This window comes from Halomonas sp. HK25, assembly GCF_047795635.1.
GTDB lineage: Bacteria > Pseudomonadota > Gammaproteobacteria > Pseudomonadales > Halomonadaceae > Halomonas.
In genome coordinates, this window is the sequence record NZ_CP181044.1 from 2,564,348 (window position 1) to 2,589,735 (window position 25,388).

The window sequence follows — 25,388 nt, forward strand, 5'->3', positions numbered from 1 at the left end:
CGGCATCCGTTAGCCCCGAGCGCCACACGGCTCGGGGCTGATCCGGCGGCAGGCTTTTTCGGGGGCGCTGTGAACCCTTCCCTGGGCGCTACCGACGCCATCCCTGGCGTAGGACCCCCTCCAAGCCTGCCCCCGGCGCCCCCTCGCCGCCGCTCCATGCCACCATCCAGGCCGCATCGACACCGCCGTGCGGCCTTTTCATTCCTGAGCCACCACAGGAACACCTATGCCCTGGCTGCAACTCAAGGCCCATATCCCCCCCGAGCAGGCCGAGACCCTCGAGGAGCTGCTGCTCAACGAGGGCGCCACGGCCATCACCCTTCAGGACGCCCACGACGAGCCGGTCTTCGAGCCGGAGCGCGGCAGCACGCCGCTGTGGAGCGAGACGGTGCTCACCGGCCTCTACGACGACCTGGAGGGCGTGGATGCCATGCTCGGCCGGCTGGCCGCCTCCTGGGCCGAGGTGATGCCCGGGGAGCCCTGCCCCGAGATCGAGGTCGAGCTGCTGGCCGACCGCGACTGGGAACGCGAGTGGATGGACGACTTCCAGCCCATGCAGATGGGTGAGCGGCTGTGGATCGTGCCGAGCTGGCACGAGCCGCCGGAGCCCGGCGCGGTGAACCTGCACCTGGACCCGGGCCTGGCCTTCGGCACCGGCACCCACCCCACCACGGCGCTCTGCCTGGCCTGGCTCGACGGCCTGGCGGTGACCGAGGCGCTCGACAATCAGCCGGTGCTGGACATCGGCACCGGCTCCGGCATCCTGGCCATCGCCGCCCTGAAGCTCGGCGCCGGTCGCGCCGTGGGCACCGATATCGATCCCCAGGCGCTGCAGGCCAGCCGCGACAACGCCGAGCGCAACGGCATCCCCGCGCCCGACTTCCGGCTCTGCTATCCCGAGCAGCTCGACAACGGCGAGACCTTCCCCATCCTGGTGGCCAATATCCTCGCCGGCCCGCTGGTCGAGCTGGCGCCGATGATCGCCGGCCACCTCGCCCCCGGCGGGCGCCTGGCGCTTTCCGGCATCCTCGCCGCCCAGGCCGAGGAGGTGCTCGACGCCTACCGCGACCAGGGCCTGCGCATGGACGAGCCGGTGGTCAGCGAAGGCTGGGTGCGGCTTACCGGGCGGCGACCCGTCTAGCGGCGATCCGTCGGGCGGCGATCCGTCGGGCGGCGATCCGTCGGGCGGCGATCGGCCTGACCGCGACCCATCGCTACTTCACCCCATCCGGCCGGGGGCGTATGATATGACCCCCCTTTGCCACCACCGTCCACCGTCATGCCCGAGACCCGCTCGCCCCTGCCTCGCATCGGAGACCACCAGCTGCCTAACCGGGTGATCCTGGCGCCGATGGCTGGCGTCACCGACCGCCCCTTCCGCCAGCTGTGCCGGCGACTGGGTGCGGGGCTGGTGGTGGGCGAGATGGTCACCTCGGACCCCAGCCTGTGGCACACCCGCAAGTCGCGGCTGCGCATGGATCACCGCGGTGAGCCCGGCCCCCGCACCGTGCAGATCGCCGGCGGCGACGCCGGGATGCTCGCCGAGGCGGCGCGGCTCAACGCTGAGCAGGGCGCCGAGATCATCGACATCAACATGGGCTGCCCGGCCAAGAAGGTGTGCAACAAGGCCGCGGGCTCCGCGCTGCTGCGCGACGAGGCCCTGGTGGCCGAGATTCTCGAGGCGGTGGTGGCCGCGGTGGACGTACCGGTGACCCTCGAGATCCGCACCGGCTGGTGTGCCGACAGCAATAACGGCGTGCGCATCGCACGCCTGGCCGAGGCCGCCGGCATCCGTGCCCTGGCCGTGCATGGCCGCCATCGCCAGCAGCGCTACACCGGCGATGCCGAGTACGACACCATTGCCGCGATCAAGGCCGCGGTGGGCATCCCGGTGTTCGCCAACGGCGATATCGACTCCCCACAGAAGGCCGCCGCCGTCCTCGACTATACTGGAGCGGATGCGGTGATGGTGGGCCGCGGCGCCCAGGGCAACCCCTGGATCTTCCGCGAGATCGACCACTATCTGCGTCACGGGGAGCGCTTGGCGCCCCCGGCCGAGGAGGAGCGCGCCGACGTGCTGCGCGACCACCTCGAGGCCCTGCACGACTTTTATGGCGAGCACATGGGCGTGCGCATCGCGCGCAAGCACGTCGGCTGGTACCTGGCCGGCGACAGCCGCCTGACGACGGAGACACAGCGCGATCTCAAGGCCACCTTCAACGGCCTGGAGAGCACCGCCGCCCAGCATCGCTTCATCGACGACTGCTTTCGTCACGCCTGCCCGCCGGCCGCCGCGCCGCCGGAGTGCGTGACGACGAAAGGGACACGAGCCGCATGACCAGCCCAGCCTTTCCCCCGAACCCCGAGCTGTCTGGACATCGCCAGGAACTCGCCGGGCTGGACGGCGAACGCCCGCAGGCGCTCGACGAATCCGTCGGCCAGCGCCCGCTGCGGGAGGCGGTGGACCTTGCCATGCGCCGCTATTTTGCCCACCTGGACGGCGGAGAGGTCACCGGGCTCTACGCCATGGTGATGGCCGAGGTCGAGGCGCCGCTGCTCGCCGCCGTGCTCGAACACACCCAGGGCAACCAGACCCGTACCGCGGAAATGCTCGGCCTCAATCGCGGCACCCTGCGCAAGAAGCTCAAGCAGTACGACCTGATCTGAACAGTTGTGAAGGGAGCCCCCGGGCTCCCTTTGGCATGTCATGCGCATGCCATCCGGATTCTTCGTCCCACCCGTCAGCAGAGAGTGACCCCCATGGCCCAAGCCTCCCCCACCCCGGTCCGCCGCGCCCTGATCAGCGTCTCGGACAAGACCGGCATCGTCGACTTCGCCCGCGGCCTCAGTGAGCGCGGCGTCGAAGTGCTCTCCACCGGCGGCACCTTCCGCCTGCTTCAGGAGAATGCCATCTCGGTCACCGAGGTGTCCGAGCACACCGGCTTCCCCGAGATCATGGACGGCCGGGTCAAGACCCTACACCCGAAGATCCACGGCGGCATCCTCGGCCGCCGCGGCCAGGACGATGCGGTGATGGCCGAACACGACATCGCCCCCATCGACATGGTGGTGGTCAACCTCTACCCCTTCGCCCAGACCGTGGCCAAACCGGACTGCACCCTGGAAGACGCCATCGAGAACATCGACATCGGCGGCCCCACCATGGTGCGCGCCTGCGCCAAGAACCACGCCCACACCACCATCGTGGTGGACGCCGGCGACTACGCCCGAGTGCTGGCCGAGATCGCCGCCCAGGACGGCGCGGTGTCTGATGCCACCCGCTTCGACCTGGCCGTGAAGGCCTTCGAGCACACCGCCGGCTACGACGCCGCCATCGCCGACTACCTGGGCCAGCTCGTGCCCGGCGGCGAGGATGGCTTCCCGCGCACCTACAACCTGCAGTTCGAGAAGAAGCAGGCCATGCGCTACGGCGAGAATCCGCACCAGAATGCGGCCTTCTACGTCGAAGCCGGCGCCAGCGAGGCCAGCGTGGCCACCGCCAGCCAGCTGCAGGGCAAGGCGCTCTCCTTCAACAACGTCGCCGATACCGATGCCGCCTTCGAGTGCGTCAAGGCCTTCACCGACACCGCCTGCGTGATCGTCAAGCACGCCAACCCCTGCGGCGTGGCGGTGGGTGCCAGCGCCCTGGAGGCCTACGACAAGGCCTTCGCCACCGACCCCACCAGCGCCTTCGGCGGCATCATCGCCTTCAACGTGCCGCTTGATGCCGACACCGCCCGCGCCATCATCGACCGCCAGTTCGTCGAGGTGATCATCGCCCCCGGGGTCGAGGCCAAGGCCGCCAAGATCGTCGCCCAGAAGCAGAACGTGCGTCTGCTCGACGTCGGTGCGCACTGGCCCGGCGAGCGTGAGCACGCCCACGACTTCAAGCGCGTTACCGGCGGCCTGCTGGTCCAGGACCGCGATCTGGGCATGGTCGGACGCGACGAGCTCACCGTGGTCAGCGAGCGGGTCCCCACCGAGCAGGAGATGCGCGACCTGGCGTTCGCCTGGAAGGTGGCCAAGTACGTCAAGTCCAACGCCATCGTCTACGCCAAGGGCGGCCAGACCATCGGCGTGGGCGCCGGCCAGATGAGCCGCGTCTACTCGGCGAAGATCGCCGGCATCAAGGCCGCCGACGAGGGCCTCTCGGTGCCCGGCTCGGTGATGGCCAGCGACGCCTTCTTCCCCTTCCGCGACGGCATCGATGCCGCCGCCGCCGCCGGTATCGCCGCGGTAATCCAGCCCGGCGGCTCCATGCGCGACCAGGAGGTGATCGACGCCGCCAACGAGGCCGGCATCGCCATGGTCTTCACCGGCATGCGCCACTTCCGCCACTAAAGCTGGAAGCTGGAAGCTGGAAGCTGGAAGCTGGAAGACAGCAGCCTGAGCCTCTCCTGGAAGTAAAACACCCCCGCCGAGCAATCGACGGGGGTGTTTTACTTCCAGCTTCCAGGCGCGAAGCGCCGCTCTTCAAACTTCCAGCTCCGGGCGAAGCCCAGTCAGCCCAGATCGATGCAGAGGTACTTGGTCTCGAGAAACTCCTCCAGCCCCTGGTGGCCACCCTCGCGGCCCAGGCCAGAGGCCTTGACCCCGCCGAAGGGGGCGGCGGCGTTGGAGATCAGCCCGGTGTTGATGCCCACCATGCCATATTCCAGGGCGTCGGCGACGCGCCACACGCGGCCCAGGTCACGGGAGTAGAAGTAGGCGGCGAGGCCAAACTCGGTGTCGTTGGCCATCTCCACCGCGCTCTCCTCGTCATCGAAGGGGAACACTGCCGCCAGCGGACCGAAGGTCTCCTCCCTCGCCACCTTCATGCTGGCGTTGGCGAAGCTGATCAGGGTCGGGGTGAAGAAGCTACCGCCCAGCGGGTGGGGGTGGCCACCCATCAGCAGTTCGGCGCCCTTGTCCACCGCGTCCTGGACGTGCTCGCTGACCTTGGCCACCGCCTTGTCGTCGATCAGCGGGCCGATATTGATACCGGGCTTGGTGCCGTCGCCTACCTTGAGCTCGCTGTGCATGGCCACCGCGAGTTTCTCGCAGAAGGCGTTGACCACGCTGGACTGCACCAGGAAGCGGTTGGTACAGACGCAGGTCTGGCCGGCGTTGCGGAACTTGGCGGCCATGGCGCCCTCCACCGCGGCGTCCAGATCGGCATCCTCGAAGACGATGAAGGGCGCGTTCCCGCCCAGCTCCAGGGAGATCTTCTGGATGTGCCGGGAGGCGTTGGCCATCAGCTCGCGACCCACCTCGGTGGAACCGGTGAAGGTGATCTTGCGCACCAGCGGCGACTCGGTCATGGCCGCGGCGATCTCGCTGGCACGGCCGGGGACCACGTTGAAGACGCCGCGGGGCACGCCGGCGCTTTCGGCCAGCAGTGCCAGCGCGGTGGCGGAGAACGGTGTCTGGCTGGCCGGCTTGCACACGATGGTGCAGCCCGCGGCCAGGGCGGCGCCCGCCTTGCGGGTGATCATCGCCGCCGGGAAGTTCCAGGGGGTGATGGCCCCCACCACGCCCACCGGCTGCTTGGTGACCAGGAGGCGCTGGTTGGCCTTGGCGGCGGGAATGGTCTCGCCGTAGACACGCCGCGCCTCCTCGGCGAACCAGCGCAGGAAGCTTGCCGCGTAGGCGATCTCGCCGGCAGACTCCTTGAGCGGTTTGCCCTGTTCGAAGGTCATGATCATGGCCAGATCATCCTGGTGCTCGAGCATCAGGTCGTGCCACTTCATCAGGATGTCGGCCCGCTCCTGGGCGGTCTGCGCCTTCCAGGCCGGCAGGGCGGCATGGGCTGCCTCGATGGCGCGCTCGGTCTCGGCGCGGCCCAGGCGCGGCACATCGCCGACGGGCTTGCCGGTGGCCGGATTGAGCACCTGGATCTGCTCGCCGCTGTCGGCGGCAACCCAGCTGCCATCGATGTAGGCGAAGGGACAGTAAAGCTGCGTTTCCTTTAGGGCTTCCATGGGCATCTCCTGAGGGCAAGGCGGTGTTGTTGTAAAGGCGGCCTGGAGGCGATCTGCTGGCGAGACGGCTCTAGGATACGGGACCTCGGCGGGCCGGCGCCATGATCCTGACAGAGTTTGTCACCGGTCGCCGACGGCCTCTTCGGGCGCCAACTGCTCTTCAGCGGGAAGCCTCTGTTCTGCTTCGGGTATCCGGCGCTCTTCGTCAGAGACCCTGTGCGCTTCATCGGGGACCCTGTGCTGGGCCGGCGGTTCAGGGGCGGTCTGCTCCAGCATGGCGGTCAGCACGGCGAGGATCAGCACCAGGACGATGGCCAGCCAGCAGAAGGCCCGGCCGATGTAGCGAGACGGCTCGCGGCGGATCTGGCGCAGACCGATCAGCGCCATCACCGCGGCGGCCAGGTTGAGGGGCACCAGCGCCCCCTGCAGCAGCAGGGCCAGCAGCGCGGCGACGATGGCGCCCATGGCCCAGGGTGAGTAGCGGCGCCGGGCAGGCACCGGGGGTTGTTTGTCGACGTTCAAGATGACTCCTGGTCGATCCGTGTGATGACAGCTGCCACATGCTAAGCGTTAAGGCCCCGACGCTCAAAGCGACGGGGCCTTCCAGGGCAGAGCCCGGCCGACACCTCAGGGGGTGCGGCGTGGCTCACGACTGGCGGACAGGGTGATCGAGACCGAGTCGGCGAAGCGCAGTGCGTAGGGCTTGTCGATCTCCACCTGGGCGGTCAGTACCTGCTCATGGGCCATCACCAGGTCCAGCACCTCTCGGGTCATGCGCTCAAGCAGCAGGAAGCGGTTGCCTTCCACATGGGCGATCACCTGTTTGGAGATGGTACGGTAGTTGAGCGCCTGCTCGATGTGGTTGAAGGCCACCGCCTTGTCGGCGCGATAGCGAATCACCGCGTTGATCACCACGTCCTGGCGATTCTGTATCTCCTCCTCCTTGATCCCTATATGGGTGCGCAGGCGAAGGTTCTTGATACGGATCGTGGCCAGGTCATGATCGAAGTGCTGGTCATCGATGGCGTGCAGCGTCATGGCCGATCTCCTTGGCGGGTGGGCCTCAGCGTCCGTTGACCAGGGTCAGGAACTCGTAGCGGGTGGAGGGGTTGTCGCGGAAGGCACCCAGCATCACCGAGGAGGTCATGCTGGAATTCTGCTTCTCCACGCCCCGCATCATCATGCACAGATGCTTGGCCTCGATCACTACCGCCACGCCGCGGGCGTCGGTAACCTGCTGCACCGCCTCGGCGATCTGGCGGGTCAGGTTCTCCTGGATCTGCATGCGGCGGGCGAACATGTCGACGATGCGGGCGAACTTGGAGAGTCCCAGCACCTTGCCGCTGGGCAGGTAGCCGATGTGACACTTGCCGATGAAAGGCAGCAGGTGGTGCTCGCACATGGAGTAGAGCTCGATGTCCTTGACCAGCACTATCTCGTCGGTCTCCGACTCGAAGACGGCGCCGTTGACGATCTCCTCCAGCGACTGCAGGTAACCGTAATTCAGGAACTGCATCGCCTTGGCCGCGCGCCTGGGTGTGTCACGCAAGCCCTCGCGATCCGGGTTCTCGCCCAGGGCGAGGATGATCTGCCGGTAGTGGTTGGCGATTTCTTCGGTCATTGTCAGCCCGTCCTGGTCGTTATCATGTACAGAAGATATACAAGAAAGATATTCTGTACAATATGATTTGCCTTGAATCCGCATTCTAGCGCAAGCCCTACCGCGGCGCAGGCCCGCCACGTGACAACCTGCCGCACCCTACGGCCCCGGTGAATGGGAGGGCTCCAATCCCCTGTGCTAGAATCCTTGCTCTCATGCAGTGCACGACTTCTTCCGAGAGCTCGACATGAACAAGACCCCTACGATTCTGCTGCTGGCCGCCCTGCTCACCCCGTCTCTGGCGCTGGCCGCGACCCTGGAACTGCCCGCCGACGCGCGCCTCGAGGTGCAGGTGATCGATTCGCTCACCCTGGATCAGGAGGCGTCACGCCGTGATGACATCCTGCTGCGCCCGGTCACCAACGATCAGGGCTCCTCTGAACTGCCGAGCCACTGCATCATGGTGGGCGATGCCCTGCTCGACGGCGAGCGGGTGCGCATCACGACCAAGTCGGTGACCTGCATCGCCACCGACGGCAGCGACAGCGAGATCTACACCGGTGAGCTCTCGGCGGCGGCCTTTGGAGCGGATGGCAACTTCGGCATTGCTGCTTGCGAGGGGACGCGCTGCGAGATCACTCCCGAACATACCTTCGAGCTGCGGCTGGCCAGTGACCTTATCATCGAGGAGCAGGAGAACGTCTCCGAGCGGATCAATATCCAGCGCCGCCAGTCCGAGGGTGCCGGCGTGGCCAACCCGATTCCCGCCGAGCGTCCCGACCCGGACCAGTAAGCCAGGCCCGTACGCACAACAGCGCCCCCTTCCAAGGGGGCGCTCTGCATTATTACGGCGGCGGCCCGGCATCAGGCCAGCCAGCGGGGCTCGCGCTCCAGGACCTGGCGTTGCTGCTCCAGGGAGCGGATCTGGCCGTCCCAGTAGCCCTCATCGGCCAGCCAGGGAAAGGCCAGTGGGAAGGCCGGATCCTCCCAGCGCGCCACCAGCCAGGCGCTGTGGCGCAACAGCCTCAGGGTGCGCAGCGGCTCCATCAGGGCCAGCTCACTGCGGTCGAACTCGCGCTGCTCCTCGTAGCCCTCCATCACCTCCGAGAGCTGCATATGGCGCTCCTCGTCACGCTCGGCGGTGATCAGCATCCACAGGTCCTGCACCGCCGGGGCCATCAGGCAGTCGTCGAAGTCCACCAGGGCAAAGTGCTCGTCGCGACCCAGGATGTTGCCGATATGGCAGTCGCCGTGGACGCGGATCGCCTGCTCAACGGGCCAGGTGTGGTCCGCCAGCCGCTCGTGCAGCGCCTCGGTGACCCGCGAATAGGCATCGCGCTGCCGCCGACCGAGCCAGGCACTGGCCAGCACCCGCTCACGGGCCTCCAGCACCATCTCATCCAGGTCAATGGCGCCGCGATGGACGAAGCGACCGCGTTCGCCCACCGCATGCACGGCGCCGATCAACTCGCCCAGGGCGAACAGGTGCGCCGGGTTCTCCAGCTCCGGGGCCTGACCCGGCAGACAGGGAAACAGCGAGAAGCGAAAACCCTCCGCGCGGTGCAGGCTCACGCCTTCTGCATCGCGCCAGGGCGCGGCCACCGCCACCCCCGCCTCCTCGAGTTCCGCCAGGAAGTCGTGCTCCTCCTGGATGCGCGCATCACTCCAGCGCTCCGGGCGGTAGAACTTGACCACCCAGCGACGGCGCTCCTCGTCATGCACCAGATAGACCCGGTTCTCGTAGCTGTTGAGGGTGAAGGGTTCACCCGGCAGCCAGAAGCCCAGCGATTCCACCGCCGCCACCACCCGGGCAGGAGAGAGGCTGGCGAAGGGATGGGGGGAAGTTTCCATAGGGCAGTCCCGGCAGTAAAACCCGCATGCTAGCAGAGCCGTCAGCTTTCCGGGCTATCTCAGATAGCTTCCAGCGCTCGGGGCTGATCTGTCGGCAAGCCTGCGAGGAGGCGCTGTGAATACCTCCCTGTACGCTACCGATGCCATCCCTGGCATAGGACCTCCTCTTCGGATTGCCCCCAGCGCCCCTCGCTTTTCGTAACTGCGATAGCCCTGCATCAGCTTTACTGCAGCGGCGTTCGTGCCACCGCCCAGGCCTCGACCTCTCGGGCACCGGCCGAACGGCAGGCCTCGGCCAGCGCCTCAAGGGTCGCCCCGGTGGTCATGACGTCATCCACCAGCGCCACCCGTGGCGGCAGCGCCGCCTCGATCACGAAGGCGCCGCTCAGGTTGCGGCGGCGCTCGTCGCGGTCCAGCCCACGCTGGGTCGGCGTATCACGGCGCCGCCGGGCGCGCACCAGCGGCAGCGCTAGCCGGCAGGCCAGGCGCCGCGCCAGCCACTCGCCCTGGTCGAAGCCGCGCTCGCGAGCGCGGCGGGGATGCAGTGGTACCGGCACGAGCGCCTGCGGCCAGGACAGCGCCGCCCCGGGCAGGCCGGCCTCGAACAGCGCCAGCAGCACCGCCCCGGCCCGGGGCGAGGCCGCGAACTTGAAACGCTGCATCAGCCCGGCCACCTCCAGCTCATAGCGCAGTGGCACGCGACTGCGCACGAACGGCGGCGGCTGACGCAGGCAGCGGCCGCAGGGCCTGGCCTCGGGTCGCCCAGGCAGCGGTTCTGCACAGTGCGGGCAGGCCGGCAGGTTCCAGGGCAGCGAGGCGAAGCAGGCGCCACACCAGGGGCGGTCGCGATCGGCCTCCCCCAGGCAGAAGGCGCAGCGCCCCGGCAGCTGGCGGCGCAGGAATTGGTCAACTCCGAACCCCATCCGGGTTGACAATGCCCGCCACTGGGATAGGCTTTTCGTCAACTTGTCCATGACTTCAAAGTTGACCATAGCGAGCCTCCCATGTCCGATGCGACCTCGACCGCCGATTCCTTGACCCTAGCCGCCACGGCTCAACCCCGCCACGACTGGACCCTCGACGAGATCGAGACGCTCTTCGCCCTGCCCTTCAACGACCTGCTGTTCCGCGCCCAGCAAGTGCACCGCGCCCACTTCGACCCCAACGCCGTGCAGGTCTCCACCCTGCTCTCGATCAAGACCGGCGCCTGCCCGGAGGACTGCAAGTACTGCCCCCAGTCGGGCCACTACAACACCGGTCTTGGCAAGGAGAAGCTGCTCGAGATCGAGAAGGTAGTGGAGCAGGCCCAGGCCGCCAGGGAGGCCGGCGCCAGCCGCTTCTGCATGGGCGCGGCCTGGAAGAGTCCCCGCGAGAAGGACCTGACCGTCGTGCTGGAGATGGTTCGCCGGGTCAAGGCGCTGGGGCTGGAGACCTGCATGACCCTGGGGATGGTGGACGGCGACCAGGCCGGACGCCTGGCCGAGGCCGGGCTCGACTACTACAACCACAACCTGGACACCTCGCCGGAGTACTACGGCGAGATCATCACCACCCGTACCTACGCCGACCGCCTGGCGACCCTGGGCCACGTCCGCGACGCCGGCATGAAGGTGTGCGCCGGCGGGATCCTGGGCATGGGCGAAGCGCCCCGCGACCGCGCCGCCCTGCTCCAGCAGCTGGGGCGGCTCGAACCGCATCCGGAGTCGGTACCCATCAACATGCTGGTCAAGGTCCCGGGCACGCCGCTCGAGCACGTCGAAGACCTGGACCCCATAGAGTTCATCCGCGCCATCGCCGTGGCCCGCATCCTGATGCCGGCGAGCCACGTGCGCCTCTCCGCCGGCCGCGAGCAGATGAACGAGTCCACCCAGGCGCTGGCCTTCCTGGCCGGCGCCAACTCCATCTTCTACGGCGAGCGACTGCTGACCACCGCCAACCCCCAGGCGGAGCGCGACCGGGCGCTGTTCGCCAAGCTCGGCCTGCACCCGGAGCGCAGGGACACCTGCGTCGACGACGCCCAGGCGCAGGCAAGCGTGGAGGCCAGGGTTGAGGCCGACCTGGCCCGCCAGGCGGCGCAACAGGCCCTCGCCCGGGCCGATGCGCTCGCCTTTGATGCCAGCGGCGCCTGAGCCATGAGTGTGGACTGGTCCTCCCGACTCGCCACGCAAGCCCAGGCCCGCCGTGCCGACGGCCTGTGGCGGCAGCGCCGCACCTGGCGACCGGCGGGCGAGGTGTGCGGCAGCGCCCGGCGCGGCGACGCCCGACACGACTTCGCCGGCAACGACTACCTGGGCCTGGCCGGAGACCCGCGCCTGGCCGAGGCCATGGCCGCAGGCGCCCGTCGATATGGGGCAGGCGCCCGGGCCTCGCACCTGGTCAGCGGCCACCTGGAGGTCCACGAGGCGCTCGAGCGACGGCTGGCCGCGCTCACCGGCCGCCCCCGCGCCCTGCTCTTCTCCACCGGCTACATGGCCAACCTGGGCACCCTGCAGGCGCTCTGCGATGCCGACACCCGGGTGTTCCAGGACCGTCTCAACCACGCCTCCCTGCTCGACGGCGCCGCACTGGCCGGTTCAGCGTCGCGGCGCTTCCACCACCGCGACCTGGCCGACCTCGAGCGGCTGCTGGCCCGCGCCCCGACCGAGGCGCCCCGGCTGGTGGTCAGCGACGGGGTATTCAGCATGGACGGCGACGTGGCCGATATCGCCGGGCTCGCCGCGATGGCACATCGCCACAACGCCTGGCTGATGATCGACGACGCCCACGGCCTCGGAGTCCTCGGTGAGCACGGCGACGGCTGCGTGGGCCGCGCCCACGACGTCGATGAGGTGCCGGTGCTGGTGGGCACCCTGGGCAAGGCGCTGGGCACCGGCGGCGCCTTCGTGGCGGGCAGCGAGGCGCTGATCGAGCACCTGATCCAGTTCGCCCGCCCCTACGTCTACACCACCGCCCAGCCGCCCGGGGTGGCGGCGGCGACCCTGGCGGCGTTGGGCATCCTCGCCGCCGAGCCCGAGCGGCGCACGCGCCTGGCCAGCTTGATCGCACGCTTTCGCGCCGAGGCCGCGCGCCTGGGCCTGCCCCTGGCGGCAAGCCACACGCCCATCCAGCCGCTGGTGCTGGGCGACAGCCACCGGGTGATGGCCTGGGCCGAGCGACTGGCCGCGCGGGGCCTCTCGGTCGGCGCCATCCGCGAGCCCACCGTGCCCCGCGGCCAGGCCCGGCTGCGCCTCACGCTCTCGGCCGCCCACGCCGATGATGACCTGGACGCCCTGCTCGAGGGGCTGGCCGCCTGCCAGGCCGAAGACACCCGCAGCCCTGAGCGGGTCGCACGCGCTGGGGAGGCGGCGCCATGACCCACCTGGTGCTGCTCTCCGGCTGGGGCTGTGACGCGCGGATCTGGCAGCCGCTGGCCGATCACTGGCCGGCCGGGGTCAGCGTCACGACCCCGGACTGGCCCGGCGTCGGCGGCCGCCCCGCCCTGGAGGCGCCGGCGAGTCTCGCGGCGATGGCCGAGGCCATGGCGGCGGACCTGCCCGAGGAGGCCGTCTGGGTCGGCTGGTCGCTGGGCGGCCTGCTGGCCGGCGCCCTGCTGGAGCGCCTGCCCGCCCCCCTTTCTCCGCCCCGGGGCCTGATCCTGCTCGGCATGGGCGCGCGTTTCTGCGACCCGGCCGGTGTCAGCCGCGCCGAGCTCGCCGCCTTCCGCCGCGCCTTTGCCCGCGACCCCGACGCCACCCTGGCCCACTTCCACCGCTGGCAGCTCGGCGGCGAGCCCCGCCCCCGCGACGCTTATCGGCAACTGCGCACCCTGCTCGGCGAAGGCCCGCCTCCCGATCCCGCCACCCTGGCCGCGGGCCTCGACTGGCTGGTGAGTCTGGATATCTCGGCCGCCATGGCGGGCGCCGACTGCCCGGTGATTCGCCTGGCCGGCGCCCGGGACCCGCTGCTGGCCCCGGCCGCCATCGAAGGCGCCGACCACGTCCTCGAACACGCCGGCCACTGCCCGATGCTCTCCCGGCCGGCCGCCCTGGCCAAGGCCCTGGTGGCGCTGGCCGCCAGGGCTCACCAGCCGCAGGCAACCGGCGCCGAGGAGGCCTGCTCATGAACGACGCTTTCGCCCGGCAGCCATCCGCCGAACCCCAGGCTCCCGCCGACTGGCAGCGCCGGGTCGCTCACGCCTTCTCCCGGGCCGCCGGCGACTATGCGCGCCTGGCCACGGCCCAGCAGGCCATGGGCGAGACCCTCTGGGCCCGCCTGCCCGAGCGCACTCAAGCCACCTCCTGCCCCACCCCCTGGCGAGTGCTCGACCTGGGCTGTGGCCCGGGCCACGGGAGCGCTCGCCTGGCCGGGCGCTTTGGCGACGACTGCAGGGTCATCGGCCTCGACCTGGCCCCGGGCATGCTCGAAGCCGCCCGCCGGGCCCACGGCAATCAGCCGCGTCTGCGCTGGCTGTGCGCCGACGCCGCCGCCCTGCCGCTGGCGGACGCCAGCCTGGACCTGGTGGTCTCCAACCTCGCCATCCAGTGGTGCCCGGACCTGGAACGGGTGCTGGCCGAACTGCACCGGGTGCTGCGCCCGGGCGGTCGCGCCCTGATCAACACCCTCGCCCCCGGCACCCTCGCGGAGGTCGGCCACGCCTGGTCGCGTCCCGGGGCGCCGGCGGCCCTGCTGCCCCTGCGCAGCCGCGAGCGCCACCTGGTCGCGGCGCGCCTGGCCGGGTTTCGCCGCCTCGAGGCGAGCCAGGGCGAGTGGCGCTTCCACTACCCCGATCTCGCCGCGGTGATGGCCTCCATCAAGGGCGTGGGTGCCCAGACCGCCCGTCCCGGCGCCCGCCTGACCCGCACCGATCTGGCCCGGGCCCGGCACCGTTATGAGGCGCTGCGCGAACCCAGCGGCCTGCCGGTCAGCTACCGGCTGCTTACTCTCGACCTCACTCGCGACTGAGGAGATGCGATGCCCGCCTACTTCGTCACCGGCACCGACACCGACGCCGGCAAGACCCTGGCCAGCGCCGGCCTGCTGGCCTGTGCCCGCCGTGCCGGCCTCACCACCCTCGGGCTCAAGCCCATCGCCTCGGGCAGCGAAGCCACCCCCGAGGGCCTGCGCAACGCCGATGCCCTGGCCCTGCAGGCCCAGAGCGTGCCGGCGACGGACTACGCGACGACCAACCCCTTCGCCTTCGCCCCCGCCATCGCCCCGCACCTGGCGGCCCGGCGGGCCGGGGCCGAGCTGCGCCTGGCCGACCTGACCAACTGGCTACGCCCGCTGCTGGCACACCCCCGCGACCTGACCCTGGTGGAGGGCGCCGGCGGCTGGCGAGTGCCCCTCAACGACGAGGAGGACCTCGCCGGCCTCGCCCTGGAGATGGACCTCCCCGTGCTCCTGGTGGTGGGCCTGCGCCTGGGCTGTCTCAGCCACGCCCGCCTGACCGCCGAGGCCGTCCATGCGGATGGCCTGCGCCTGGCCGGCTGGATCGGCAGCGTCGTGGACCCGGCCTTTGCCGAAGACGACGCCCTCTACCGCGACAACCTGGTCACCCTGGTGCGTACCCTGCCCTTCCCCTGCCTGGGCGTGATCCCTCGGCTGCCGGCCGGCGCCCCCCGCCGCATGGCCGCAGCCGCCGCCGATTACCTGAAACTTCCCGATGCTCATTGACTTGGAAGGCACCGTCCGTAAAATGTGCTCGCCTGCCTGTCCGTGCGGATGTGGTGGAATTGGTAGACACGCCAGGTTTAGGTCCTGGTGCCTTCGGGCGTGGAGGTTCAAGTCCTCTCATCCGCACCATCGCTGTTTCTCGTTATCTCCCCCGCTATCGACGCGCTTCTTCCGTCATCTCCCCCGAGATGCGCGGCGCCTTCGCGTGCCCGTCATCCCGTTTCACCGCTGCAACGGAGCCCTCTGATGAGCGTTTCACCCCGGAATCCCTCTTTCGAAACGTCGAGGAATCCCTCTCTCGAAACAACCCGGAATCCCTCTTTCGCAACGGTCAGGAATCCCTCTTTCGCAACGGCCAGGAATCCCTCCCCCGTCTGGCACCCCTATGCCCACCTCAAGACCCAGCGCCCGGCGCCGAAGGTAGTCGGCGGCGAGGGGCCGCGCTTCACCCTTGAGGGCGGCGAGACGCTGCTCGACGCCACCTGTTCCTGGTGGTGCATGATCCACGGCTATCGACACCCACGCCTGGTGCGGGCCATCCAGCAGCAGGCCGACGCGCTCTGCCACGTGATGCTCGGCGGGCTGACCCACGCGCCCGCCGACCGCCTGGCCCGGGCGCTGGTCAGGGTCACGCCCGAGGGGCTCAACCACGTCTTCTATTCCGACAGCGGCTCGGTGGGCATGGAGGTGGCCATGAAGATGGCGGTGCAGTACCACCAGCTGCGCGGCCGGCCCGGCAAGCATCGCCTGCTCTCGCTGATGAAGGCCTACCACGGCGACACCGCCGGCTGCATGGCGGTCTGCGACCCCGAGGAGGGGATGCACTCGCTGTTCGCGGGCTACCTGCCCCGCCACCATTTCGCCCCTGCCCCCACCGCGCTCTTCGATGCTCCCCCCGAGGCGGTGGAGCCAGACCTCGCCGCCTTGCGTGCGGTGCTGGAGCGCCACCATGAGGAGATCGCCGCGCTGCTCATGGAGCCGCTGCTGCAGGCCGCCGGTGGGCTCAACATGACCTCGCCCCACTACCTGCAGGGAGCACGCGAGCTGTGCGACGAGTTCGACGTGCTGCTGGTGTTCGACGAGGTGGCCACCGGCTTCGGGCGCACCGGGCGGATGTTCGCCGCCGACCACGCTGGGGTGACGCCGGACATCATGGTGCTCTCCAAGGGGCTGACCGGGGGCTATCTGGGACACGCGGCAACGCTCGCCACCGACCGGGTGCATGACGCCTTCGTGGGCGACTCCCCCGAGCACGCCTTCATGCACGGCCCCACCTTCATGGGCAATCCGCTGGCCTGCGCCGTGGCGCTGGAGAGCCTCGCCGTGTTCGAGGAAGAGGACTACCTGGGCAAGATCGCCGCGCTCAACCGGGTGCTGCACGAAGAGCTGGTGATGGAAGAGGCGCTGGCCGCCCACCCCGCGGTGGCCGACGTGCGAACGCTGGGCGCCACCGCGGTGATCGAGACCCATGCCGCGGCGGATCTCGCCGGGGTGGCCGACTGGGCCCGCGAGCAGGGCGTCTGGCTGCGCCCCATCGGCCGCTGGCTCTACACCATGCCGGCCTATGTCACCTCGGAGGCGGACATGCGCCGCATCACCACGGTGATGAAGGGGTGGTTTCGGCGCTGAGGGCCTGCCGTCTCAGCCGCGCAGCAAGGCAACAAACAGGGCCGCGAAGATCAGCAACAGGGCGATCAGGGTGGCGGCATGACGGGCATAGCGATGCAGCATGGTTCGGCTCTCCTCTTCCGTCTTGTGGTCCCTGCCCCGGGATCCTTCTCGAGGATTACACTATGTCGAAGCGGTCGGAGTGCAGGCGGGTTGGTGCGACTCCGAGCTCGATGAGCGCCCCCTCGGCGGCGTCCATCAGCGGGCCGGGGCCGCAGATGAAGTAGTCGCGTCGGCCGTCATCGGCCGGCAGGCGGCGCGCCAGCAGGTCTCTATCGACCAGCCCACGCTCCCCCTGCCAGCCCTCCGGCGGCTCGTCGAGCACGTGGATCACCTCCAGGCGCAGACGCTCGGCCAGGGCGTCCAGCTCCTCACGAAAGGTCGCCTCCTCCCAGCGGGGGTTGGCGTAGATCAGCCACAGCGGCAGGCGCTCGCCTCGGTCGGCGAAGGTGCGCAGGATGCTCAGCATCGGTGTGATACCGATGCCCCCGGCAATCAGCACCACCCCGGAAGGGTTGCGGGCATCCGGCAGGAAGGCCCCGAAGGGCCCTTCGACGAAGGCCCGGGTGCCGACCGGCACGTCGGGCAGGGTCGCGGTGAAATCGCCCATCCGCTTGGCGGTGAACGCCAGCCGCTCGGGCCGCTCAGCCGAGGAGGCGATGGAAAAGGGGTGCTGCTGGAGCTGGAAGGGGCTGTCGCCCAGCGAAATCCAGAAGAACTGCCCGGGGGCGAACGCGAGCCGATGCCGACCCACCGGGACCAGTACCAGGGTGGTGGCATCGCCGCGCACCGCCTGCGTCTCGACCACCTGCCAGGGCCGGCGCCGCAGTCGCCAGGGCCGCAGCAGGCGGGTCTGTGCCACCAGCAGCAGCGACATGACGATCAGCAGGGCCAACAGTAGCCCGGCGCCTCCTGCCGTGTAGTGGCCTACCATCAGCGCATGCCCGAGGCCGCCGCCCACCACCGCCACCGCGAGCAATCCATGCAGGGCCCGCCAGCGCTCGTAGGAGAGCCCGCACGCCTGGCGCCATAGCGAGGTGACCACCAGCAGCAGCGTGGCGAGCAGCAGGCCCATCAGGGTCAGGGCACGCAGCGTCTCGTCGCGGGGGTCCAGATAGTCGAGCCAGGCGGGTCGGGAGGCCAGCATCACCGCGGGATGGGCCACCACCAGACACAACGCGAAGAGCCCCATCTGGCGATGGAACTGCAGCAGGTTGTCGAAGCCCAGTGCCGCACCGAACCAGCGATGGCGGCCGGAGACCAGTGCCTGCAGCGCCATCACCGTCAGGGCCAGCAGACCGAGCATGGTGCCGAACTCCACCCCCAGTCCGCGCGCCTCTGCCGGAGGACGAACCAGCACCACGGCCATCGGCAACAACGCCAGCCCGAGATAGGCAACTCCCCACAGCAGCGCGCGTCGTGTCACTCTGTTCATCGTCTCCTCCCTGATCCGGGCCTTCGACGGTGGCCGGCCGGTGGCCGATGCCTTCCCTACTCCTGATAAGAGTAGGCGACTAATGAGAGTAGACGACGTTGCGATAGGGGGTAACTCTGGTTCGTGTCGGGGGTGAGGATCAGCACGCGCCCCGCGCCCTGCTGCTGGCCGTCCACGGTTTCAATGACCACGGCGTCTGCCGTTAGGCTTTTCCGACAAGTCAGGGTGTGCGCCGCCGGCATCTCCACCGAAGAATTTCATGCGAATGTTCAATCCAAATGTGATTGACATGTCACGGGATAGGACGGACTGTAGATCCATGAGAGCAGATACTCACGAACCCGCCCCCCATGACGACAACATTTCAGGCGAGCTAGTGAATCAGCTCGACGCCGCTATCGAGCGACTAGCCGCTGCGAATGCCGTTGCAGAAGTCTCCCCCGTATTCGAGGTCATCGATGCGGCACGCCCCCTGATGTTCGATGCCGGAGGGCTCGACGTCCTCTACGCGCGCGTACCGGCGATCGAGGCCGCCGGATTCTTCGGTGGTAGCGACTGGAATTATCCCCAGACACTGGTGCCCTCGCTTGCCATGCGTACCGTGCGTCACGGGGACCCGACCGCCACCCTGGTCGAGAGCCTGAGCCAGGTTCGCCTGCTCGCCGTTGCCAAGGGCGACTATTCGCACCCTTCGGTCTCGGCGGAGCACGCCAATCACTTCCTCGCCCAGGTGATGGCCATGAACCTCGATCTCGTCGTCAGCGACCTGCACGAGGGCGACCGGCTTCGGCCTGACCGGCTCGGGTTCGCCGTCCAGAACCTTTACCACTACCTGCTTGAGCACCTGGGCTACGAGAATCTTCTGGAGCATCTGGTGGCCGAAGTCTGGCGAATCCTGGCGCAACGCCCGGTCCAGGTGGATGGCGTCAAGCAGATGGTGACCCAGATCGCCGCCTGCCTGAACACGCCGGACACCCCAGTGGGAGAGGCCAGCGAGGATGCCCAAAAGCTCGTCAATGCCGTCTTCGGCCCCACCGAAGGCTGCCGCGAAGATCCCGGCCTTGACGTCTATGCCGAACGGCTGGCGAGCATGGATGACGCGACCCTGTTGCAGGAGGCCATTGCCTTTGCCCAGACCATGCACAGCACCGGCCTGGTCTCGCCCTACATGCCTGGGTTTATCCGTTACCTGCGTAATCGATGGAACGCGCTGATCCCCACGGCACTGGGGCTGAGTCAGACGGGGGCAGACGCCTTTCATTGTTATCCGGCGCTGATTCACACGCTGATCGATGAGGCCCTGTTTCCCGAAACCAGCCAGGCCACCTATGGCCTGGCCATGATGCTCGAGCGAGGCATTCTGTACTCGCCTCCGGTGGCTCCCTCGTTGTGGCGGCAGCTGAGACTGACGGTGTGCGATACCGCTGCACGGAAGATCGTTGCTGTCTTCGGAACCCGGCGCTCGCCGGAATGCTTTCTGCTGGCCGACGTTCTCAACGTGCTTGGTCGCCCGCTGGGCGTGGGTCAGGGTAATTACCCCACCTGCCAGTCGACACGCGCCCTGTCCATGTGGGCCTACAATACCCCTGCTGACCTGCTTCGGGTCGTCGCCTGGGCGGCCCGCGTCGATGAAGTGGTCATGCGTTTCGAGGGCAGCAGCATTTCCTCCCGGGAACTGGGCACCGGCCTGGCAACCGAGCCCCCGGTAGATGTCGATGCTGTCTCACTGTTGACCGTGCCGCACCTCGACCGCGTTTACTTCGAAATGGGGCGCCGCAGTATCGGCCGCGGAGAGGATCCGCACAAATGGGTCAACGCCGAATTCCATGGCGATCATGTGGGTCATGGGTTCCGCATCGCGGTCGATGTGTTTACCGGGGGCCTGAAGGATTTCGAGGGGTTTATCCGTGACTTCTATGCGGCTTATCACCCCTTCTACAACGGCAACATTCCGGTAATCAATCCGCAACCGGCGGGTATTGCCGTGACCGATAGCGCCACGCGCTTTCTCGGCTGGCACGCCATTACGATCCAGCGCCTTGCGCTCGACCCGAGCCAGGTCATGCGGGTGTACTTCTTCAATCCCAACAACGACAGCGGGCAGGATTGGGGGCAGGACATCGTCACATCGACCCAAGGCAATGGAGAGCTCTACGGTGAGGCCTCGCTACCGGTTGTCCAGTTCGCCTCCCGGCTATACGTCTTTCACTATGACCCGCTGGAGAAAGGCGAGCCGGCCGATATTCCCACCGCTGAAGTGGATCGGGCCATGGGTCTGGCCCGGGATAGCTGGGCGTCAGGGCGCTAGCCGAAGGCGCCTGGCAATCAAGCTCGACAAGACCGCTAATGATCGAACGTCAATTTCCTGCCCAAGGCAGAAGGAGAACAATATATGTCGATTGTTTCAGAAAACCCGGACACCAAAGACGTCTCGAGCTGGATCGACCCGACCATGGATTCGGTCAAGGGAACCGAAACGCCCAAGGACCCCAACAAGGGATATATCGCCTTGCTGGGCTGGAGCGTCAATGCCATCAAGGCCGCACAGAAGTTTGATCGCCGCTACGTGGTGGTGGCGCCCGATTGGGCCGCCGATTTCTGTGAAGCCAACAAGATCCCGTACATGCAATGGGACTTCCTGCGCTTGAATGATCGATCCGTGGAGATTGCGCAACGGCTCAAGGAGGAAGGCGTTGACGTGGCCATACCGCTATTCGAGGAAACCGTCGAATGGTCCGGTGCGATCAACTCCGTCCTGATGGACAACCCCCGCATGTTCGGGCAGTCCATCCTGTTCAGGGACAAGGCACTGATGAAACGCCGCGCCCAGTTGGGCGGCATTCGCGTGGGCATCTTCGAGGAAGCCCACGAGAAAGACGACATCATCCGCTTCATGAAACGCGTCAACCAGACGCTGCTCAAGCTCGACGGCGACCCCGATGACCCGATACATGTCAAGGCCTTCGACAAGGCCGGCTGTCTGGGGCACCGCATGATCCGCAAGATAGAAGAGATCGACAGCATACCGGCCGAAGAGTATCCCTTGCTGATGGAGAGTCACCTTGACGGCTGGGAATTTGCCGTCGAGGCCTGGATCCATGATGGCAAGATCAAGTTCCTCAATATCTCCGAGTACGTGACCCTGGGCTATTCGGTGTTCGTTCCCGCCACACGTGAGCTCGAGAGCTGGCGTAATGCCATCACCAAGCAGATCGAGAAGCTGATCAAGACGTTCGACATCCAGTTCGGCCTGATCCATCCCGAGTACTTCGTGGCGTCGGATGGCGAGATGTACTTCGGCGAGATCGCCTATCGCCCACCCGGCTTCAAGGCCTTCGAGCTTATCGAGCGCGCCTATGGATTCAGTGCCTATCAAGCATCGATGCTGGTCTTCGACCCCAAGAGCACCAAGGAGGAGGTCGAAGCCTTCTTCCCCCGCGAGGTAGTCGATGCGAAAGGCTATGCGGGTTGTTTTGGGGTCTACCCGAGGCGTCGTGTCGTCAGCAAGCTGGAGATGCCCAAGGAAACCACCGAGCACCCGTACTTCGAGTCTCACGAACTGGTAGCGCCGGCCGAAGAGACGGTCCCGGACCGCTCGGCGTTCGGCACCCACTGGGGCCTGCTGTTCTTCTTCGGTGACGACCCGATTGTCATGCGGGACCTGCTCAAGGCTCAAGAGGACCTGGACTTCTACGTCTAGCAACGCGTTCAACACCGATTCGCACCTGAGCTGATACGACCGGGGGGGCAGGGCTTACGCCCTGCCCCTTTCAATCCTGCCCCTTTCAATGAGACTTACGGCGTTGGCGACGTCGGCCGCTTTCGCGGATAGACTGACTTCCAGGGAATACAAGAAGGAACCCACGGATGAGAAAGGTCCTGATCGCACTGGCCACCTGTGCTGCCCTGGGTGCTTACGCCGATACCCCGCCGGTGCCCACCGACGGTTCGCTCGACGCCATCAGCCTGCCGGAACCCACCGACGGCGAGATCGACGCCGACAGCATGCCGGAGGACGACAGCGACCTGCCCCCCTGGGCCCATGAGCAGATCGAGCCTCTCCATGAGGGCGTGTCGCGCTGGGTCGAGACCACCTCGCGGCGCATCGACGCCTTCTTCGGCACCACCGATGCCCTGAGCATCGAGAACGACTCCTACCTGCGGATCAGCCAGGGCTGGCGGTGGAAGGAAGGCGATACCTTCCAGCAAGACATCGGCGCCCGCTTCCGCATCGACCTGCCCACCACCGAAGAGCGCCTGCGACTGGTCATCGAGAGCGAGCCGGAGGAGACCCAGGGCACCCTGGCGGAGCAGGACAACCAGCTGGTGGATGATCGCATCAGCGGCGTGGAGAGCCTGCGCATTGGCCTGAACCGCCTGGGACGCCGCGACAAGAGCGAGCGCTGGAATACCCAAGTGGGCGCCGGTGTTCGCATGCGGCTGCCGCCGGACCCCTACGCCCGGGTGATCACCCAGCGCCTCTGGACCCTCAACGACGGGCCCTGGCAGCTGGAGAGCGACAACCGCCTCTCCTGGTTCAACAAGGACGGCTACTCCGCGCGCACCCGCTGGGACATCGGCCGCCCCGTGGACGAGAACCGCCACCTGCGCTTCATCACCAACGTGCAGTGGCGCGAGGAGGTCGACACCCTGGAGTTCAGCGAGGCGGTGGAGCTCAACCGGCGCATCGACCGCCGCCGGGCGATCCGCTACAGCGCCGTCGCCCTGGGCGAGAGCGGCTCCAGCCCCAGCATCGAGGACACCTACCTGCAGACCCGCTACCGCCGCGACCTGCATCGCGGCATCCTCTTCCTGGACGTGGCGCCCGCCCTGCACTTCCCTCGCGAGTCGGATCGCGAACCGCGCTGGGCGCTGGATCTGCGCCTGGAGATGTACTTCCGCCGCGAGTTCGACCGCGTCCGCCTATGACCCTGACATGACAAGCCCGACACGAGACACCCCATGACGCTCAGCAAGACCAGATCCAGCTGCTACCTCACGGGTCCATCATGAGCACAGAGCGCCCCAAGGCGTACTACACCGCCGTCTTCCTGCAGGTCTCCTTCCGCGCCATCAAGCAGTCCATGGCCGGCAAGGCGAGCGACGGCCTGCCCTGCTGGCTCGACACCCGGATGCTCGGCATGCTCTGCCGCGAGCTCAAGGCGTGCTGCGACGAGGCGACCCACCCCGCCGCCGCCCATGAGGCCCTTGAGAGCGCCCGGGAGGCATGCAGTCAGCTCCTGGCCCGCTGCCCCGGCGGCCTCGACAGCACCCTCTGCCACCATCACCTGGACGCTATCCTCGAGGCCCTGCAGCGGGCCATCGATGCCCTGGACAATGCGCCGGCGCCCGCCGACCCCTCACGCTGGCAGAGCGCCTCGCGCTATCTCCTTCAGGGCTGGAAACGCCACTCGTGAAGCGGCGCTGGACGCACTTCTGCTACTCCCCCGGCACGACCCGATAGCCCAGCCCCTCGAGACAGCGTTGCTGCGATGCGGTCAGCGCCGATGCTCGCTCGCCGGCATCCTCCGCATGGCCCTCCAGCACCGCCACGCCGGCCTCGTCATGGGCATGCAGCAAGCGCTCATCGCAGCGCCGACAGCGCCAGGCATCGCCGCCCCGCTCCGCCGGTGAGACATCGAGTTCGTCGGCCCCCTGGCCGATCTGGATGGCCTCCAGCGGCCAGAAGGTAACCGGCTCGCCCCCGGCATCCAGGCCGAGGCCAAGCGGTGAACCGCACACCAGCAGCGATACCGCGCCGCAGTCACATGCGATTTGCCCATAGGGTCCGTTGCTCATGGAGCGCTCCCTGTCGAAAGTTAGTCGCCCCGCCTGCCGAGGATGCGGTAGCTGTCAGGCACCTCACCCGCCACGATCACCCGGAACAGCGGCGCCTGGCTGCGCGACTCGAGCCAGCGGTGGCCACCCTCGAGCAGCACCAGCAGCAGCGTGACCACCAGCACCAACGCCAGCAGGGCGCCGAAGAGCTGGTGACGAGCCAACATCACCACCCCGTCGCGCAGCCGGTGATGCCAGGGCGAGCCGTCACGCAGGTACTGCCCCAGCCAGGCCCGACGCCTCAGGCGGGCCGCCTCCAGGCTGCCGGCGGCGATCAGCTGTGTGGCCAGTATCCAAGCCGGCGGGAAGAGCCAGCTGGCCCAGGCGCTGTCCACCAACGACCAGAGCAGCAGTGCCAGCACCGGCAGGGCAAGGTGCAGGGCGAGGCTCGACCAGTCTCGGCGGGGAAGGTCACTCGCCACAGGACCTAGCGGGCCAGCGCCTGCTGAACGAAGGCCTCGCAGCGCTGGTGAGCCGGTCGCTCGCGCAGCCCGGTCCAGTAGGCCTCGAACTCGGGGCGGCGCGGCAGGGTGCCGAACTGCATGCCCCAGCCGATATGCGAGCCGACGTAGACGTCGGCGGCGCTGAAGGCGTCACCGGCGATGTAGGGCTTCCCATCGACGGCCGCGGCCAGGCTGTCGACCAGCGCCCAGTAGTCGCCACAGCCGAGGCGCATCTTCTGCTCGGGCGTGGGCTGAACGCCCAGGTCGTTAAGGGCGATGGCGCTCTCCAGGGGGCCGGCGGCGAGGAACAGCCAGCGGTAGTAGGCGCCCCGTGCGGCGGGCGGCGGCGCCAGGCCGGCCGCCGGGAAGGCATCGGCCAGGTAGGCGCAGATGGCCGCAGCCTCGGTGACAACCGTCTCGCCGTGGCGGATGGCCGGCACCTTGCCCAGCGGGTTGACGGCCAGGTAGTCCGGCGTCTTCATGGCCGCGCCGTATTCCAGGCTCACCATGCGATAGGTGGCGCCCAGTTCCTCGAGCATCCAGTGGGCGATGCCGCCCCGGGAGAGCGGATGGGTGTAGAAGACGAGCTGGGCGGGGCTGCCGTCGGCGGGCTGGACGGGCTCGATGGGGCTGTCGTCAGCCGGCGTTTCCTGATCAGGCTCGGTCAGGGCCGCGGGCGGCAGCCTGACCTCCGGCGGCAGCAGATAGCCTCGGCCGGGGTCGTTGACCACCTCGACCCCCACCGCGCGCAGCACGGCGATGTCCTGGTAGAGGCTGCGCAGGGTGACGCCCAGCGCCTCGGCGAGGTCGGGCCCGGTGATCGGGCCCTGGTGGTGGCGCAGGATCCGGATCAGGTCCTGCAGGCGAGTCGTTCGAGACATCCTGTTTCCTTGCGTGATTCGCCGACAGGGAGCGACTCGCGGCCGACATCACCTGTGGAG

25 protein-coding genes and 1 tRNA gene are annotated in these 25,388 nt (G+C 68.2%); 16 read left to right on the top strand and 10 right to left on the bottom strand.

What is annotated here, in order from left to right; genetic code table 11:
* The first annotated feature begins 226 nt into the window (after positions 1-226).
* The 4 genes from prmA to purH all read left to right on the top strand — a co-directional run bounded on the left by prmA (position 227) and on the right by purH (position 4,341).
* Entirely contained in the window at positions 227-1,141 is a 915-nt protein-coding gene (gene prmA, locus ACM26W_RS12250) for a 50S ribosomal protein L11 methyltransferase (RefSeq protein ID WP_416137272.1), read from the top strand.
* 138 nt (positions 1,142-1,279) lie between these two features.
* Complete coding sequence (gene dusB, locus ACM26W_RS12255) at positions 1,280-2,338, top strand: tRNA dihydrouridine synthase DusB (RefSeq protein ID WP_416137273.1); 1,059 nt, start codon at positions 1,280-1,282, stop codon at positions 2,336-2,338.
* Positions 2,335-2,667, top strand: a complete 333-nt coding sequence (fis, locus tag ACM26W_RS12260; protein WP_416137274.1) for a DNA-binding transcriptional regulator Fis — start codon at positions 2,335-2,337, stop codon at positions 2,665-2,667. The genes dusB and fis overlap by 4 nt, the downstream gene beginning before the upstream one ends.
* A gap of 93 nt (positions 2,668-2,760) precedes the next feature.
* The gene (gene purH, locus ACM26W_RS12265) at positions 2,761-4,341 is read left to right on the top strand and encodes a bifunctional phosphoribosylaminoimidazolecarboxamide formyltransferase/IMP cyclohydrolase (RefSeq protein WP_416137275.1); all 1,581 of its coding nucleotides are present in this window, start codon (positions 2,761-2,763) and stop codon (positions 4,339-4,341) included.
* A gap of 161 nt (positions 4,342-4,502) precedes the next feature.
* On the opposite strand, the gene ACM26W_RS12270 is transcribed toward purH, so the two are convergent.
* From ACM26W_RS12270 to folE, 4 genes are all read right to left on the bottom strand, one after another.
* Positions 4,503-5,960, bottom strand: coding sequence for an NAD-dependent succinate-semialdehyde dehydrogenase (locus ACM26W_RS12270; protein ID WP_416137276.1), 1,458 nt, complete (start codon positions 5,958-5,960; stop codon positions 4,503-4,505).
* Positions 5,961-6,080: 120 nt separating this feature from the next.
* A complete protein-coding gene (locus ACM26W_RS12275) occupies positions 6,081-6,482 on the bottom strand; it encodes a hypothetical protein (protein WP_416137277.1) in 402 nt (133 codons plus the stop codon).
* Between the two features lie 105 nt (positions 6,483-6,587).
* Positions 6,588-6,998: a dihydroneopterin triphosphate 2'-epimerase gene (folX, locus tag ACM26W_RS12280; RefSeq protein WP_416137278.1), complete on the bottom strand. Its 411-nt coding sequence runs from the start codon at positions 6,996-6,998 to the stop codon at positions 6,588-6,590.
* A 25-nt stretch (positions 6,999-7,023) separates the two neighbouring features.
* On the bottom strand, positions 7,024-7,581 hold the full coding sequence (gene folE, locus ACM26W_RS12285; RefSeq protein WP_416137279.1) for a GTP cyclohydrolase I FolE: 558 nt from the start codon (positions 7,579-7,581) through the stop codon (positions 7,024-7,026).
* 226 nt (positions 7,582-7,807) lie between these two features.
* On the opposite strand from folE, the gene ACM26W_RS12290 reads away from it, so the two are divergent.
* Positions 7,808-8,353 carry a hypothetical protein gene (locus ACM26W_RS12290; RefSeq protein WP_416137280.1) on the top strand — a complete coding sequence of 182 codons (546 nt, stop codon included), beginning with the start codon at positions 7,808-7,810 and terminating at the stop codon, positions 8,351-8,353.
* Positions 8,354-8,424: 71 nt separating this feature from the next.
* Here ACM26W_RS12290 and ACM26W_RS12295 read toward each other — a convergent pair whose 3' ends face one another.
* Positions 8,425-9,411 (bottom strand): serine/threonine protein kinase, encoded by a 987-nt coding sequence (locus ACM26W_RS12295; RefSeq protein ID WP_416137281.1) that lies wholly within the window; start codon positions 9,409-9,411, stop codon positions 8,425-8,427.
* Between the two features lie 224 nt (positions 9,412-9,635).
* The gene (locus ACM26W_RS12300) at positions 9,636-10,334 is read right to left on the bottom strand and encodes a ComF family protein (protein WP_416137282.1); all 699 of its coding nucleotides are present in this window, start codon (positions 10,332-10,334) and stop codon (positions 9,636-9,638) included.
* A gap of 81 nt (positions 10,335-10,415) precedes the next feature.
* Between ACM26W_RS12300 and bioB the strand changes: the two genes are divergently transcribed.
* The 7 genes from bioB (at position 10,416) to bioA (ending at position 16,692) form a co-directional block, all read left to right on the top strand.
* Positions 10,416-11,540, top strand: coding sequence for a biotin synthase BioB (gene bioB, locus ACM26W_RS12305; RefSeq protein ID WP_416137283.1), 1,125 nt, complete (start codon positions 10,416-10,418; stop codon positions 11,538-11,540).
* Between the two features lie 3 nt (positions 11,541-11,543).
* Complete coding sequence (bioF, locus tag ACM26W_RS12310; protein ID WP_416137284.1) at positions 11,544-12,764, top strand: 8-amino-7-oxononanoate synthase; 1,221 nt, start codon at positions 11,544-11,546, stop codon at positions 12,762-12,764.
* On the top strand, positions 12,761-13,513 hold the full coding sequence (locus tag ACM26W_RS12315; RefSeq protein ID WP_416137285.1) for an alpha/beta fold hydrolase: 753 nt from the start codon (positions 12,761-12,763) through the stop codon (positions 13,511-13,513). Before bioF ends, ACM26W_RS12315 begins: the two co-directional genes overlap by 4 nt.
* Positions 13,510-14,352: a methyltransferase domain-containing protein gene (locus tag ACM26W_RS12320; protein ID WP_416137286.1), complete on the top strand. Its 843-nt coding sequence runs from the start codon at positions 13,510-13,512 to the stop codon at positions 14,350-14,352. The genes ACM26W_RS12315 and ACM26W_RS12320 overlap by 4 nt, the downstream gene beginning before the upstream one ends.
* Before the next feature lie 9 nt (positions 14,353-14,361).
* Positions 14,362-15,063, top strand: coding sequence for a dethiobiotin synthase (gene bioD, locus ACM26W_RS12325; protein ID WP_416137287.1), 702 nt, complete (start codon positions 14,362-14,364; stop codon positions 15,061-15,063).
* Positions 15,064-15,107: 44 nt separating this feature from the next.
* Positions 15,108-15,192: transfer RNA gene (locus ACM26W_RS12330), tRNA-Leu, on the top strand.
* Between the two features lie 117 nt (positions 15,193-15,309).
* Positions 15,310-16,692, top strand: coding sequence for an adenosylmethionine--8-amino-7-oxononanoate transaminase (bioA, locus tag ACM26W_RS12335; protein WP_416137288.1), 1,383 nt, complete (start codon positions 15,310-15,312; stop codon positions 16,690-16,692).
* Positions 16,693-16,849: 157 nt separating this feature from the next.
* Here the strand turns inward: bioA and ACM26W_RS12340 are convergent, their stop codons facing one another.
* On the bottom strand, positions 16,850-18,166 hold the full coding sequence (locus ACM26W_RS12340; protein WP_416137289.1) for a ferric reductase-like transmembrane domain-containing protein: 1,317 nt from the start codon (positions 18,164-18,166) through the stop codon (positions 16,850-16,852).
* 376 nt (positions 18,167-18,542) lie between these two features.
* On the opposite strand from ACM26W_RS12340, the gene ACM26W_RS12345 reads away from it, so the two are divergent.
* From ACM26W_RS12345 to ACM26W_RS12360, 4 genes are all read left to right on the top strand, one after another.
* A complete protein-coding gene (locus ACM26W_RS12345) occupies positions 18,543-20,474 on the top strand; it encodes a hypothetical protein (protein WP_416137290.1) in 1,932 nt (643 codons plus the stop codon).
* A 144-nt stretch (positions 20,475-20,618) separates the two neighbouring features.
* Entirely contained in the window at positions 20,619-21,866 is a 1,248-nt protein-coding gene (locus ACM26W_RS12350) for an ATP-grasp domain-containing protein (protein ID WP_416140879.1), read from the top strand.
* A gap of 167 nt (positions 21,867-22,033) precedes the next feature.
* The gene (locus ACM26W_RS12355; RefSeq protein WP_416137291.1) at positions 22,034-23,095 is read left to right on the top strand and encodes a hypothetical protein; all 1,062 of its coding nucleotides are present in this window, start codon (positions 22,034-22,036) and stop codon (positions 23,093-23,095) included.
* 80 nt (positions 23,096-23,175) lie between these two features.
* The gene (locus tag ACM26W_RS12360; RefSeq protein WP_416137292.1) at positions 23,176-23,583 is read left to right on the top strand and encodes a hypothetical protein; all 408 of its coding nucleotides are present in this window, start codon (positions 23,176-23,178) and stop codon (positions 23,581-23,583) included.
* A 22-nt stretch (positions 23,584-23,605) separates the two neighbouring features.
* Here the strand turns inward: ACM26W_RS12360 and ACM26W_RS12365 are convergent, their stop codons facing one another.
* Genes ACM26W_RS12365 through ACM26W_RS12375 form a run of 3 tightly spaced genes read right to left on the bottom strand, consistent with a single transcriptional unit; the run spans position 23,606 to position 25,328 of the window.
* Positions 23,606-23,965, bottom strand: a complete 360-nt coding sequence (locus ACM26W_RS12365; protein ID WP_416137293.1) for a hypothetical protein — start codon at positions 23,963-23,965, stop codon at positions 23,606-23,608.
* A 20-nt stretch (positions 23,966-23,985) separates the two neighbouring features.
* Positions 23,986-24,426 carry a hypothetical protein gene (locus ACM26W_RS12370; protein WP_416137294.1) on the bottom strand — a complete coding sequence of 147 codons (441 nt, stop codon included), beginning with the start codon at positions 24,424-24,426 and terminating at the stop codon, positions 23,986-23,988.
* Positions 24,427-24,431: 5 nt separating this feature from the next.
* On the bottom strand, positions 24,432-25,328 hold the full coding sequence (locus ACM26W_RS12375) for an HTH domain-containing protein (protein WP_416137295.1): 897 nt from the start codon (positions 25,326-25,328) through the stop codon (positions 24,432-24,434).
* Positions 25,329-25,388 lie beyond the last annotated feature (60 nt).

Coding starts and splice junctions, on each gene's coding strand:
- bioB (WP_416137283.1), top strand. CDS start 10,416: ATGTCCGATGCGACCTCGACCGCCGATTCCTTGACCCTAGCCGCCACG.
- prmA (WP_416137272.1), top strand. CDS start 227: ATGCCCTGGCTGCAACTCAAGGCCCATATCCCCCCCGAGCAGGCCGAG.
- ACM26W_RS12315 (WP_416137285.1), top strand. CDS start 12,761: ATGACCCACCTGGTGCTGCTCTCCGGCTGGGGCTGTGACGCGCGGATC.
- ACM26W_RS12340 (WP_416137289.1), bottom strand. CDS start 18,166: ATGAACAGAGTGACACGACGCGCGCTGCTGTGGGGAGTTGCCTATCTC.
- folE (WP_416137279.1), bottom strand. CDS start 7,581: ATGACCGAAGAAATCGCCAACCACTACCGGCAGATCATCCTCGCCCTG.
- bioD (WP_416137287.1), top strand. CDS start 14,362: ATGCCCGCCTACTTCGTCACCGGCACCGACACCGACGCCGGCAAGACC.
- ACM26W_RS12355 (WP_416137291.1), top strand. CDS start 22,034: ATGAGAAAGGTCCTGATCGCACTGGCCACCTGTGCTGCCCTGGGTGCT.
- folX (WP_416137278.1), bottom strand. CDS start 6,998: ATGACGCTGCACGCCATCGATGACCAGCACTTCGATCATGACCTGGCC.
- dusB (WP_416137273.1), top strand. CDS start 1,280: ATGCCCGAGACCCGCTCGCCCCTGCCTCGCATCGGAGACCACCAGCTG.
- purH (WP_416137275.1), top strand. CDS start 2,761: ATGGCCCAAGCCTCCCCCACCCCGGTCCGCCGCGCCCTGATCAGCGTC.
- ACM26W_RS12295 (WP_416137281.1), bottom strand. CDS start 9,411: ATGGAAACTTCCCCCCATCCCTTCGCCAGCCTCTCTCCTGCCCGGGTG.
- ACM26W_RS12270 (WP_416137276.1), bottom strand. CDS start 5,960: ATGGAAGCCCTAAAGGAAACGCAGCTTTACTGTCCCTTCGCCTACATC.
- ACM26W_RS12350 (WP_416140879.1), top strand. CDS start 20,619: ATGGATTCGGTCAAGGGAACCGAAACGCCCAAGGACCCCAACAAGGGA.
- ACM26W_RS12375 (WP_416137295.1), bottom strand. CDS start 25,328: ATGTCTCGAACGACTCGCCTGCAGGACCTGATCCGGATCCTGCGCCAC.
- ACM26W_RS12360 (WP_416137292.1), top strand. CDS start 23,176: ATGAGCACAGAGCGCCCCAAGGCGTACTACACCGCCGTCTTCCTGCAG.
- ACM26W_RS12300 (WP_416137282.1), bottom strand. CDS start 10,334: ATGGGGTTCGGAGTTGACCAATTCCTGCGCCGCCAGCTGCCGGGGCGC.
- ACM26W_RS12365 (WP_416137293.1), bottom strand. CDS start 23,965: ATGAGCAACGGACCCTATGGGCAAATCGCATGTGACTGCGGCGCGGTA.
- ACM26W_RS12320 (WP_416137286.1), top strand. CDS start 13,510: ATGAACGACGCTTTCGCCCGGCAGCCATCCGCCGAACCCCAGGCTCCC.
- bioF (WP_416137284.1), top strand. CDS start 11,544: ATGAGTGTGGACTGGTCCTCCCGACTCGCCACGCAAGCCCAGGCCCGC.
- ACM26W_RS12290 (WP_416137280.1), top strand. CDS start 7,808: ATGAACAAGACCCCTACGATTCTGCTGCTGGCCGCCCTGCTCACCCCG.
- bioA (WP_416137288.1), top strand. CDS start 15,310: ATGAGCGTTTCACCCCGGAATCCCTCTTTCGAAACGTCGAGGAATCCC.
- fis (WP_416137274.1), top strand. CDS start 2,335: ATGACCAGCCCAGCCTTTCCCCCGAACCCCGAGCTGTCTGGACATCGC.